At 48.2% G+C, this 11,990-nt stretch carries 10 protein-coding genes; 3 read left to right on the forward strand and 7 right to left on the reverse strand.

Features of this window, described 5'->3' with window-relative positions:
* Nucleotides 1–47 precede the first annotated feature (47 nt).
* A complete protein-coding gene (locus QVP67_RS05385; protein ID WP_022162540.1) occupies nucleotides 48–383 on the reverse strand; it encodes a type II toxin-antitoxin system RelE/ParE family toxin in 336 nt (111 codons plus the stop codon).
* Entirely contained in the window at nucleotides 380–667 is a 288-nt protein-coding gene (locus tag QVP67_RS05390; protein WP_022162541.1) for a hypothetical protein, read from the reverse strand. Before QVP67_RS05390 ends, QVP67_RS05385 begins: the two co-directional genes overlap by 4 nt.
* Nucleotides 668–768: 101 nt before the next feature.
* On the opposite strand from QVP67_RS05390, the gene dusB reads away from it, so the two are divergent.
* A complete protein-coding gene (gene dusB / locus QVP67_RS05395) occupies nucleotides 769–1,755 on the forward strand; it encodes a tRNA dihydrouridine synthase DusB (protein WP_022162542.1) in 987 nt (328 codons plus the stop codon).
* Between the two features lie 228 nt (nucleotides 1,756–1,983).
* Here the strand turns inward: dusB and QVP67_RS05400 are convergent, their stop codons facing one another.
* The 3 genes from QVP67_RS05400 to QVP67_RS05410 are packed head-to-tail and all read right to left on the reverse strand — an operon-like array spanning nucleotide 1,984 to nucleotide 4,891.
* Nucleotides 1,984–2,949 (reverse strand): phosphatase PAP2 family protein, encoded by a 966-nt coding sequence (locus tag QVP67_RS05400; protein ID WP_022162543.1) that lies wholly within the window; start codon nucleotides 2,947–2,949, stop codon nucleotides 1,984–1,986.
* Complete coding sequence (locus QVP67_RS05405; protein WP_022162544.1) at nucleotides 2,940–3,950, reverse strand: NAD-dependent epimerase/dehydratase family protein; 1,011 nt, start codon at nucleotides 3,948–3,950, stop codon at nucleotides 2,940–2,942. The genes QVP67_RS05400 and QVP67_RS05405 overlap by 10 nt, the downstream gene beginning before the upstream one ends.
* A gap of 11 nt (nucleotides 3,951–3,961) precedes the next feature.
* On the reverse strand, nucleotides 3,962–4,891 hold the full coding sequence (locus tag QVP67_RS05410; RefSeq protein ID WP_022162545.1) for a cation diffusion facilitator family transporter: 930 nt from the start codon (nucleotides 4,889–4,891) through the stop codon (nucleotides 3,962–3,964).
* Nucleotides 4,892–5,163: 272 nt separating this feature from the next.
* Between QVP67_RS05410 and rnr the strand changes: the two genes are divergently transcribed.
* On the forward strand, nucleotides 5,164–7,320 hold the full coding sequence (rnr, locus tag QVP67_RS05415; protein WP_022162546.1) for a ribonuclease R: 2,157 nt from the start codon (nucleotides 5,164–5,166) through the stop codon (nucleotides 7,318–7,320).
* A gap of 145 nt (nucleotides 7,321–7,465) precedes the next feature.
* Here rnr and QVP67_RS05420 read toward each other — a convergent pair whose 3' ends face one another.
* Both QVP67_RS05420 and QVP67_RS05425 read right to left on the reverse strand, forming a co-directional pair.
* Nucleotides 7,466–8,833 (reverse strand): zinc-dependent metalloproteinase lipoprotein, encoded by a 1,368-nt coding sequence (locus QVP67_RS05420; protein ID WP_022162547.1) that lies wholly within the window; start codon nucleotides 8,831–8,833, stop codon nucleotides 7,466–7,468.
* A 33-nt stretch (nucleotides 8,834–8,866) separates the two neighbouring features.
* Nucleotides 8,867–11,065, reverse strand: coding sequence for a hypothetical protein (locus tag QVP67_RS05425; RefSeq protein ID WP_022162548.1), 2,199 nt, complete (start codon nucleotides 11,063–11,065; stop codon nucleotides 8,867–8,869).
* 344 nt (nucleotides 11,066–11,409) lie between these two features.
* On the opposite strand from QVP67_RS05425, the gene QVP67_RS05430 reads away from it, so the two are divergent.
* Complete coding sequence (locus QVP67_RS05430) at nucleotides 11,410–11,904, forward strand: pyridoxamine 5'-phosphate oxidase family protein (protein WP_022162549.1); 495 nt, start codon at nucleotides 11,410–11,412, stop codon at nucleotides 11,902–11,904.
* Nucleotides 11,905–11,990 lie beyond the last annotated feature (86 nt).

Below are 11,990 nucleotides of genomic sequence, written 5' to 3' on the forward strand. Positions count from 1 at the left end.
CGAGCCGACAGGGGCCATTATTTCAAAGTCTTTCAGTTCCATTGTTATTATTTGATGTATTCCAGTAAATCACGTATTTCGCTCTCGGAAATGCTTTCTTTATCAGCCTTATCGTAAATGTAAAATAGAATCAAGGTTCCTTCGTCTATCTTTACAATGGCTTCTGTATAAGTTATAACACGTGCGCCATGGCTTTTCCCTTTGCCTTTTGCCGAGATTGCCATGCGTACTTTACGCACACCCTTACCTAAATCTGTTCCTGCAAAAGGATTTTGTCTCAATTCTTCGAGCAAGGTCAGATAGTCAGCAACTATCGATTTATATCTTTTCTGCAACTTCTTCAGTGCGCGGTCAAAAGGAGGAATCGTCTTAATCTCTATCATGCTTCCTCTTCCATTAGCAGTTCTTTAACCAACTCTTCGGCAGGACGCGCCTGAATCTTGCCGGCCTTGTAATCATTCAACTCCAAGATGGCTTCCTTCAGCTCGTGGAGAACAAGTTCTTTATTACCGGCCTTTTCGTCCTTTGTTGTATCTGCGACTTTGGCCAGACGTTTCTTTATCTCCTTACAGGCATTGCTCATTTCCTGCAAGAAGGTCTTATCGTCACTGTTGATAATTTCACGCATTAACATCAGTTTCTGCGCCTCCAATCCCATTGTTGCCATATCCAGTCTCCCATTAATATGATAATCACACACAAAGATAACTCTTTTTTGCAGCGAAGCACTCTTTTTTCCGTACTTTTGCACCCAAAACGCAACAGAATATGAAGATAGCCAACATAGACTTGGGCGAACGCCCTGTACTCCTCGCCCCGATGGAGGACGTTACCGACCCCGCTTTCCGACTGATGTGCAAACGCTTCGGTGCAGACATGGTGTACACCGAATTCGTATCGGCTGACGCGCTGATACGCTCCGTCAGCAAAACGGAACAGAAACTGAACATCAGCGACGAAGAACGCCCCGTAGCCATACAGATATATGGACGCGACACGGCAACGATGGTCGAAGCCGCCAAAATAGTAGAGCAGGCGCGCCCCGACATCTTGGACCTGAACTTCGGCTGTCCCGTGAAGCGGGTGGCTGGTAAGGGAGCAGGAGCGGGCATGCTTCAGAACATTCCGTTGATGCTCGAAATCACCCGTTCGGTAGTCGATGCGGTGAAGATTCCCGTCACCGTAAAAACCCGTTTGGGCTGGGATGCCGACCACAAGATCATCGTCAGCCTGGCCGAACAGTTGCAGGACTGCGGCATCAGTGCTCTGACCATTCACGGCCGTACCCGCGCACAGATGTACACCGGCGAAGCCGACTGGACGCTCATTGGTGAAGTAAAGAAGAACCCGCGGATGCACATCCCCATCATCGGCAACGGCGATGTCACTACTCCGCAGCGTGCCCGCGAATGCTTCGAACTGTATGGTGTGGATGCTATCATGATAGGCCGCGCCAGTTTCGGACGTCCGTGGATATTCAAAGAAGTAAAACACTATCTGGAGACGGGCGAAGAATTGCCTGCCCTGACACCCCAATGGTGCATGGACATACTGCGACAAGAGGTAGAAGACAGCGTCAACCTGCTGGACGAACGACGCGGCATCCTGCACGTACGCCGGCATCTGGCAGCCAGCCCGGTATTCAAAGGCTTGCCCAACTTCCGCGACACACGCATCGCCATGCTGCGGGCCGAGACGAAAGACGAACTGTACCGCATCTTCGACGACATCAGACAGCGGATCTTTCCCGGCTGAAAGCTGCGGTCGTAGCTCTGACAAAGATTACGACCGGACTATAGAAGAGGAGTCCGCTCGGAGAAGCCCACGCATTTTGTCCGAAAAGCCCTCGTGTTTTGTCTCAAAAGGCCACGTGTTTCACTTGAAAAGCCCACGCGTTTTGAGAAGAAAGTCCGGGCGTTTTGAATGAAAACCCACGGGGTTTTGAAATGAAAGATTCCGAAGGAGTTTCTTAGCACATTGGCATCAGCGGAACATTGGCTGCTCGAACCAGCGTTTATACATCCATGTCGTCAAAACGTAAAGTCCGAAAGCCGAAATAAAGCCCGCTATGGCATCGATCAGGTAGTGAGCCTGAATGTATACCGTCGCACAGCACAGAAGCACGTAGAAAGGCATCAGACACGCGAAAAGCCAACGGCTGCCACGCCACGCCATAATCATCAGAATGGTAGAAATGCCTACATGCGACGACGGGAAAGCGGCGGTAGGACGTTCGCCAACCCGTTGCGAGCTCTCTACGAGGTTATAGAAAAAGCCATGTTCGTAGCCCGGACCGGGCAACAACTCCTGATTATGATTGAAATAGTCGCCAATAGCCGGAAAAACTCCCTGAAGGGCATTGTCCATACCGATAGCCGGAAAATAGAACTGCGGCCCTGCTACAGGCACAAAAATGTAGAAGAAATAGTAAAGGAAAAAGGAGGAAATGATGACGAATGATACTTTTTCCAACAGGTCGAAGCGATGAATGAAGTACCACAACACGATGACCAGCATCATGGGATAATAGAAAAAATAACCCATATTGAGCGGCTCGCTCACCCACATGTAAGGCAGCCGCTCGGCAAACCAGATGGCTGGTTGTCCGCCAAACAGCCATTGTTCGGCCGAAGCAAAGATGTGATCGAGATTGGGGAAAAGACGGTTGAACTCGTAAGTATCCGGATACCAGTAAGACAACAGCGCCATCTGTATCGTTACACGTATGAATGCAGAGAACTTACAAGGTGCCAGCCGGTAAAGATACATCAGCAGGAATGTCATACCTGCTATCAGCGCACGGTCGCCCAGCATGCGTAGCGGGTGATCCAACTGCTGATACAGAAAGAGTATCAGTATCGACGTCAGCAGGTTGTAGATAAGCGATACTTTCTCTATCGCAAACAGTCCCTTACGGGTATCTACCATCTTGAATATATCTAAAGCCATCCTTCCTTCTTATACCAGGCAATGGTCTCCCTCACACCACGGTCCAGGTCGTAAGCGGGCCGATAGCCCAGCTCGCGAACGGCGGGAGTTATGTCGCACTGCCAGTTGCGTTGTTTCATTATATTATACTTGTCACGGTTGAGCGTGCTCGCTGTGTGCCGAAGCCGTGCCCAACGCTCTGCGAGCAAAGATACAACTTTCAACAGAAATAACGGACATCGGATGCGAATAATCAGCGGATTACCCAGTTCGCGACATATCAGGTCGGAAAAGGTACGGCTGGCATACACCTGCCCGTCGGACAGGAAATAGGCACGTCGTGTCACCTGACGCTCGATGCCCAGAAAGACAGCCTGCACGACATCCTTCACATAGACAAAAGTCAAATCCTGCCGACGATACCCCACCGAGAAGTCGGTATGCCGCTTGATAGACTCAGCCATCAGGAAATAATCACGCTCGCGAGGTCCGTAAACCCCTGTAGGACGATAGAACACATAAGGAAAGTCTTCCAGTCCCATCAGATACTGTTCAGCCTTCAGCTTGCTGCGTCCGTATGCGGTATTGGGTTGGGGAGTATCTGTCTCGCGGATAGGCTCGTACGTATCTTCGTGGATGGGGCCGAAGACACTTAGCGTACTGATGAAAACAAACTGCTGCGGCACCATATCAAGACGAAGCAGCGTATCGGCAAACGCACGAGTCTGTTCGTAGTTCACACGGTCGAAATCGGCCTGATCGATACATTTGGTAGCTCCGGCACAATGAATGATGTAGTCGAACGATCCATGAACTTCACGATGAGCCTTAAGCTGACTGGACAGGCGGTCGGCATGTGCAAAGTCCAGTTCCAGAAAGTGCAGTTCAGGCTGTTGCAGGTATTTCCGGCTGCTCGATGCCCGGACTCCGGCCCAGGTGTCGAATCCCCGGTGTAACGCTTCTTCTACCAGGAAACTACCAATAAAGCCACTGGCACCCGTAATCAAAATCGATTTTTTCATTCTTTCCATAATCATTTTACTGGTTCTACATGAATATTGATGTATGTACGGTTGCCAAACTCACTCTTCAGACGGTTTTCGATAGCCGTAGCAGTATGATGCGCTTCTTCCAACGAGATTTTTCCGTCCATACGGATATGTACCTCGATGGCATAACTGTTGCCTATCCGGCGTGTACGCAAGTGATGCGGAGCGGAAACTCCCGGAAAAGAAAGAATTTCCTGCTTGATTTTGTCCTCTACCTCGGCAGGCAACGACTTTTCCAGCAGTTCTTCGATACAAGGTACCAGTAACTGAATGGCTACCTTCATGATGAAGAAGCTGACTACCACAGCTGCCAACGGGTCAAGGATCAGCCAACGATCACCCAGCAAAATAGCACCACCGATGCCAACAGCCGTACCGATGGACGAAAGTGCATCACTGCGATGGTGCCAGGCATTGGCTACCACAGCCTGCGAATTCAGCTTGCGTCCTTTGAAAGCCGTATACTGATAGAGTAATTCCTTAAAAAGGATAGATACCAATGCCGCCCACAAAGCCAGCATACCCGGTTCCTGAAGCTCACCTCCCTGCCAGAAACTCCAAATGGAAGTAGCTCCATTCCACAAAATACCAAAACCGACAAACAGCAATATCAAGCCAATAATGGCTGTAGCCAGCGTCTCGTACTTGCCATGACCGTAGTCATGTCCCTCGTCTTCAGGCTTCGACGAAATGCGTACAAAGACGATCACAATGATGTCCGTTACAAAGTCGGACAACGAATGAACGGCATCGGCCAGCATGGCCGCACTATGCCCGCACACACCTGCCACAAACTTAAAAACAAGCAACAGCAGATTGACCACACTTCCTATCAGCGTCACCCGATAGATGCCCGACTCGCGAACAGACTCTTCGGTGCTTTTTTCTTTCTGACTCAATAATTGCGAACTCATAACGAAATCCATTAAAAGGCGGAGCAAAGATACGACAATTCCGCAACCAGCGACTTTCTGCATCCTCAAAATCTGCACATCGGCAAGAATTTAGACCCTTTCTGAACTACCGAATGCAATTGTTTGTTATCTTTGTTTCACGAAGATAGGAGGCGGTTCGGCATAGCCAAATCTGAAAAACTTTGTTTTTCGTTTGTCTCTGCTCTTACCTTTCGCTATCTTTGTACTATACAGTGAAAGGGCTATTCCCCACCTAAATAAACAATTGAATTATGGGAAAGAAAAAAGAAAAAAAAGAGAAGAAAGCCGGCAAACGGATGAGTAAAAAAGAACTTGTCAAAGTATTGCTTGACCTCTTCCATCAGAAACAAGGCGAAGTATTACCGCTCAAATACATTTTCGACCAGCTCCATCTGACTACACACCCGCTGAAAATGCTGTGCATAGACATCTTGCACGAATTGCAGGAAGACGACTATATCAACGAAACGGATAAAAACAAATTCAAACTCAATACCCACGGCGTAGAAATGACCGGTACTTTCCAGCGCAAAAGCAACGGAAAGAACTCCTTCATCCCCGACGACGGAGGAGATCCCATCTTTATTGCCGAACGCAATTCGGCTCACGCCATGGCAGGCGACAAGGTGAAGATCGCTTTCTATGCCAAACGTCGCGGACGTGAAGCCGAGGGCGAGGTAATCGAAATCCTTGAACGGGCTAACGACACCTTTGTAGGCACACTTGAAGTGTCCAAATCGTATGCCTTCCTCGTCACCGAAAACCGTACCCTGGCCAACGACATCTTCATACCGAAAGACAAGCTGAAAGGCGGGAAAAGCGGCGACAAAGCCATCGTGAAAGTCATCGAATGGCCCGATAAGGCAAAGAACCCCATCGGACAAGTCATCGACATACTGGGACGTGCCGGCGATAACAATACCGAAATGCACGCCATTCTGGCCGAATACGGCTTACCCTACACCTATCCGACGGCTGTAGAAAAAGCTGCCGACCGCATCCCCGACGAAATACCAGCCGAGGAGATAGCCCGCCGCGAAGACTTCCGGCAGGTAACAACCTTTACCATCGACCCCAAAGATGCCAAAGACTTCGACGATGCTCTGTCCATCCGCAAACTGGAGAACGGCCTGTGGGAAGTCGGCGTACACATTGCCGACGTGACCCACTACGTCAAGGAAGGTAGCATCATCGACAAGGAAGCCGAGAAACGTGCTACTTCTGTCTACCTGGTGGACCGCACCATACCGATGCTGCCCGAGCGCCTGTGCAACTACATCTGTTCCTTGCGCCCCGATGAAGAAAAGCTGGCCTACTCCGTCATCTTCCAGATGAACGACAAAGCCGAAGTCATCAACTCGCGCATCGTACATACCGTCATCAAAAGTAACCGCCGCTTCACCTACGAAGAAGCTCAGCAGACCATCGAGACAGGCGAAGGCGACTACAAGGAAGAAATCCTGCAATTGGACCGCCTGGCCAAGCTGTTGCGCGAAAAACGATTCGCCGCCGGCGCCGTCAACTTCGACCGCTACGAAGTGAAGTTCGAAATCGACGAGAAAGGTAAGCCGATCAGTGTGTACTTCAAAGTTTCAAAAGACGCCAACAAGCTGGTCGAGGAATTCATGCTGCTGGCCAACCGGACAGTGGCTGAACGCATCGGACGTGTACCAAAAGGAAAGAAAGCCAAAGTATTCCCCTACCGTATTCACGACCTGCCCGATCCCGAAAAGCTAGACAATCTGGCGCAATTTATCGCCCGATTCGGCTACAAACTGCGTACTTCAGGCACCAAAGTCGACGTATCAAAATCTATTAATCACTTGCTGGACGACATTCAGGGAAAGAAAGAAGAAAACCTGATAGAAACCGTCTCAATACGGGCCATGCAGAAAGCCCGTTACTCGGTGCACAACATCGGCCACTACGGACTGGCATTCGACTATTACACGCACTTCACCTCGCCCATCCGACGCTATCCCGACATGATGGTTCACCGCCTGCTTACCAAATATATAGACGAAAACGGACGTACCGTCAGCGAGAAGAAATACGAAGCTCTGTGCGAACACTCCAGTGCCATGGAACAACTGGCAGCCAATGCCGAACGGTCGAGCATCAAATACAAGCAAGTAGAATTTATGACCGAACGGTTGGGTCAGGTGTACGACGGCGTTATATCGGGCGTCACCGAATGGGGACTTTATGTAGAACTGAACGAGAACAAATGTGAAGGAATGATTCCTATCCGCGACCTGGACGACGACTATTACGAGTTCGACGAAAAGAACTACTGCCTGCGTGGACGCCGTAAGAACCGTACTTATAGTTTGGGCGACCCCATCACCATACGCGTAGCACGCGCCAATCTGGAAAAGAAACAACTGGATTTTGCTTTGGAAGAATAAGAGCAGAAACAACAAAGCCTGCTATCTTCCTACCTTAGCAAACCTTATACATAACAAAAGCAGCCGTTTCCGCTGATGAAACCAATGGTTTCTTTTCGGGAAACGGCTGCTTTATTTTCAGCCTTAACAGGCAAAGACCTTATTTTTACTTATTATTAGTCACAATCAGACCACGGGGACCGCAGTTAGATACAGAGAAAGGCAGATCCATCGGAGCGTCGGAAACAGCCTTTGTGCTCAGGTAAGCACGTGTCTGCTTCGGACCCGGTATCATCGGGCTGTAGTCGAGCACGTGACGAACACGCAGACGCTGATCGGCTGTGAACTCGTCCAGATAGCTGTAAGCGTAGTCCATGATGTTGTGTGAAACAAACTTCGCGCCTTTGCAAGTAGAACGCTCAAACAAGCATTCCCAGTCGAATGAGTCAGCATAATCCTGACCTTGCTCCTCCATCAGCTGATAGATCTGCTGAACAAACATCGTATATTCCTGATAATCGTAGCTTTCTGTGTCTTCACAGTAGTCAGTATCCAGACATCCGACATTTGCTTCAGAGAAGGCATGACGCAATCCGAAATAGTGTCCCAGTTCGTGAGCCAACGTAATGCTACCGTCTACCTGCTTGGTTATGATTTCTTTATAGTTCTCCGGAGCATAAGGAGTCAGGTAATCGTCTGCATTGCCCAGGAAAGCATTGTTGATAGATACACCACGTACATAGTTCAGATTAGCCAGTGTGATGTTCATGTCAGGCAATACGTCTGTACCGTCCATCGGGTGAGTCTGCGTAGTATACGGGAAGGTAGAGATACCCAGTGTAGTAGAACCGACAAAACGATATACCAGGATATTTACATAATCATTGGGTTCCCACAAGAAGTGTACATACTTGCGGGTATTGTCGTTCATTACGTCTGTTTCATCAAGTTCGGCAGTCAACCATTTTACACGGTCGATACCCGGCTCTTCCATCAGGTTGCCTTGAGGATCAAGCTCAGCCGGTACAAACTCCATATTCAGATCTACAGTGTTTTCACCACCGGCGTTGCGATACATCTTGTTTACATTCTCAATCAGCGAATATATCTCCTCAGCAGGAATGTTCTGTGTCGGATCGTTTTCATCGGCATAGATGACATGGAATACAATAGGAATTCTGTATTTCAATTCCTGTCCCTCGGTCAGACCTTGCTGGCTGATGGTAACTGTATAGCTGGTACCTTGTGCAGTGATTGTCACTTTACCGGTACGGGCTTCGCCCAAGTTGGCCTCTACTTCAACGGCCAGCGTGTAGTTTGCCACGCCTTCCTGCTTCGATACTTTGCACCAGTCGTTATCGCTGGTAGCTGTCCACTCATAGTTACTAGTGATGTCTATTTTGCAGATACCTCCTTCATGAGATATTTCGTTGAACTCTGTCTGCGACAACACCATTACAGGATCGTCATCATCATTACATCCAGCCACAAGAAGGCAGAAGAATGACAACAGGTATATCAGTTTATGTTTCATGTTTCTTTTTATAATGATAATTGAATGATATGTTTATTTCTTCACAGGGTTAGCCAACGGCAGGTAGAAATCACTACCAAATACTACCGGCTGGGCAGCTGCCTGCGGCTGTACGTCCGGACGGTAAGGCACCTGTATCTTATTGCTAGCCTTGTTTTCGGCTTTGGCTACGATCTTCTTGTTAGGCAAGTTGAACATTCTGGTATTCGAACCGGCTCCAGCCATGATGTCTTTCAGCTCATCAATGCTACCAGCTTTTGCCTGAATAAGTTGTCCAATCGATACACGATCCATGCTGCCTTCGAGGCCATCTGCATTCTTACCATACGAGAAGCATGAATAGTTGGTATTCCAATCAGCAAGAACATAAGCATAGTAATGCTGTTCGGCAGAGATATTAGTCCAATTGAAAGAAGAGTACAATTCCTGATCTGACATCTGTTCATAAACCTTGTCTACCAAGATGTACTTAGGATCTTTAGCGCCTTCTGAGGGAGTGAAACGCATAACGATGATGGCACGGCCCTTGGTTGCTTCAGCATCGCCAAAGATCTGACCTGCTTCCTCATCACCGTCGAAGTATCCCAGACATTCACTTGTTACTTTTACATCCGAAAGCTGAGGAGCTACAACAAACGACTTATCGGCCTGTACGCGTGCTACCTTACCTTCCAGATCCAATGCGAAGTAGCTCAATGTATATGACTTACCTGGTATCAGATTGTTATACACATTGTAGTAGCGCGAACCCGGACGATAATAGCTTTCGTACAGGAATGTGCTCATAGGTTTCTCGGGGTCGAAACGCAAGCTTTCTTCGTACATCAGTTTCACTTCCTGTTCAACAGCTTCCTTAGCTTCAGCCTCGTTGTATTCTTCATCGGGAAGAAGAAGGGTTGTGTAAGGCAATGTCTCGTCGGAAGGCATAATATCAAAGTTCACCTGATAGGGAGAGAGTGAATTGATATAATAAGAGAAGGTCATCTTCGAAGGATCGCCTTCGGAAGGCAGTGCGCTGAATTCGTAGCATTGTGGTTCGCTTACGATTTTGCCGATACTTCTATTGTATGCAAAGGCGAGCACATAATGTTTTACTCCAGGAGTCAGTGTAGCAGCAGGCGCTTCTTGTATACCAGTTTTTACTACGAAACCAATGAACGGGCCCTGAGATTTTACAAACTGTTCTGCTATCTCCATCGGAGTCTTACCCTCAGTAGATTCATCGTACGGGTCGTAACACCAGATGTAGGTCTGCTCCATATCTTCGGGAACAACCTTGATTTTAGCCGATGTAGCCGTAACGTCTGTTACCTGTATGTCGAACTTCATGTCAATCATGCTGTCCTCACCTTTTTCTGTGGTATAAGTACCCATTCCCGGTTCGGAAACAATGACAAAGTTCAGCGTACCGTCTACTTCTACTATCTCGAAGGCAGCTACCATCCACACATATTCCGTATTGCTCTGTGCTCCAGACAAGGTGAATGTCAAATCACCCTGATGGAAGAGCTGTGCCAGCAATTGCTCGATGATTTCGGGAGTAACGTTACCGTCGGGAGCCAGCTGAGACAAGCGGGCGTTCATTTCCTCGCCGAAATAAGCATTCAGGAGTTGCGTGTTGTCCCATCCCATAGCAATGGCCTGGTCGTAAGTAGACTTGGGGAAAGAGCAGATATAGTAATCCTGTTCCTTGTCGGAAGGATTCACTATAAGCTGTGCTCCATCGGTCGAAGGAACAGCTTCTACATCAAACGTACAATTTACCTGCTCGGCCATATTAGTCTGGAAGAACAAATATTCTGCCTTGTCGGCTGCACGTGTGCCGTCTACAGCGAACACTACCAACTCGTAGATGCGGCCGGGCAAGAGGTTTTCTACTTTCAGGTTGCTCTGATCGCCGGTATAAGTCAGCGAAGCAACATATTGCTCAAACGGAGTACCTTTGGCTTCGGCCTGTTTCTTCAGGTCGTTCATCAAATAGTTGGGTAACTCACCTTTGGCAACATTGTCAACGGTTTTTTTGTCTACATAGAGACACAGATAAGGAATGGTGGCATCGGATGCCTTCACACCGAACGAATAGGTAGAAGTGGTGGCTTCGCCTCCGGTCAGTGTCAGTACTTGCTTGCTCAAGTCCAGATAGGAACAAGTGTTGTCATCGTCATCGCTACATGCAGTGAAGAGGAACACGGCCAGCAAGCTGAACAGTGAAATAAGGTCTTTGACTTTCATGTAAGTTTTTATAATTAATTATTTTTTATCAAAAAGGAAAGCAGGCCTGCGCGCCAAGGTCTGCTTTCACTTTATATATCGTGCAAACGTAAGCACTAATTAAAGAACGACAAAGAAATTGGTTAAAAAAAAGCCGTCAAGGCTGAAAAAAGGAGAAAATTAAGCTTCTTATACAAAAATTATGCCAACAACAAAGATTCAAGAACAAAAAACGAAAAACGGCAAGCCTGATAACGATATATTGGAGAAAGCATACTAATGTCTACTATTTTCGCCGATTTGGTAAACTAAGACACTTGCTTTTTCCATACAATCGTGTAACTTTGCCACAAAAACATAAGATTATGAAGACAATCTGTATCACCGACCCGAAAGAGATAGAAGGCATCATACGCAAATGCCCTTATTGCACAGTAGGACTTACCGACCTGAACGGGAATCCTTACGTTATCCCCATGAACTTCGCCTACGACGCTTCGAAGGGCGAACACGGCACCATCTTCCTGCACTCTGGTCCCGAAGGAAGCAAACTGGACATGGTGCAACAGCATCCGGCTGTCTGCATCAGTTTCTGCGAAGGTCACGAACTGGTGTACATGCACCAACAGGTAGCCTGTAGCTATAGCATGAAAAGCCGCAGCGTGATGTGCCGCGGACGGGTACGCTTCATCGACGACATGGAGGAAAAACGTCGCGTGCTCGACCTCTTCATGGAGCATTACACACAGAACAAGTGCGGGTATTCTGACCCAGCCGTACGCAACGTTAAAATCTGGGAGATTCCCGTTGAAGAGATTTGCTGCAAGTCGTTCGGACTCCGACCGAGCGAAGTGCAATAACGGGAGCGTTTGCCTGTACACATCCGGCCCATGATTTACCCCGCCACAGACGTGTCTCTGTACGTCTGTAGCGGGGTATTTGTATG

This window comes from Bacteroides sp. CAG:633 (assembly GCF_000435115.1).
Taxonomy (GTDB): Bacteria; Bacteroidota; Bacteroidia; order Bacteroidales; family Bacteroidaceae; genus Bacteroides; species Bacteroides ndongoniae.

What these genes read in the sequence shown, in the direction of transcription:
- QVP67_RS05385 (WP_022162540.1), bottom strand. Translation starts at nt 383, where the DNA reads ATGATAGAGATTAAGACGATTCCTCCTTTTGACCGCGCACTGAAGAAG.
- QVP67_RS05390 (WP_022162541.1), bottom strand. Translation starts at nt 667, where the DNA reads ATGGCAACAATGGGATTGGAGGCGCAGAAACTGATGTTAATGCGTGAA.
- dusB (WP_022162542.1), top strand. Translation starts at nt 769, where the DNA reads ATGAAGATAGCCAACATAGACTTGGGCGAACGCCCTGTACTCCTCGCC.
- QVP67_RS05400 (WP_022162543.1), bottom strand. Translation starts at nt 2,949, where the DNA reads ATGGCTTTAGATATATTCAAGATGGTAGATACCCGTAAGGGACTGTTT.
- QVP67_RS05405 (WP_022162544.1), bottom strand. Translation starts at nt 3,950, where the DNA reads ATGAAAAAATCGATTTTGATTACGGGTGCCAGTGGCTTTATTGGTAGT.
- QVP67_RS05410 (WP_022162545.1), bottom strand. Translation starts at nt 4,891, where the DNA reads ATGAGTTCGCAATTATTGAGTCAGAAAGAAAAAAGCACCGAAGAGTCT.
- rnr (WP_022162546.1), top strand. Translation starts at nt 5,164, where the DNA reads ATGGGAAAGAAAAAAGAAAAAAAAGAGAAGAAAGCCGGCAAACGGATG.
- QVP67_RS05420 (WP_022162547.1), bottom strand. Translation starts at nt 8,833, where the DNA reads ATGAAACATAAACTGATATACCTGTTGTCATTCTTCTGCCTTCTTGTG.
- QVP67_RS05425 (WP_022162548.1), bottom strand. Translation starts at nt 11,065, where the DNA reads ATGAAAGTCAAAGACCTTATTTCACTGTTCAGCTTGCTGGCCGTGTTC.
- QVP67_RS05430 (WP_022162549.1), top strand. Translation starts at nt 11,410, where the DNA reads ATGAAGACAATCTGTATCACCGACCCGAAAGAGATAGAAGGCATCATA.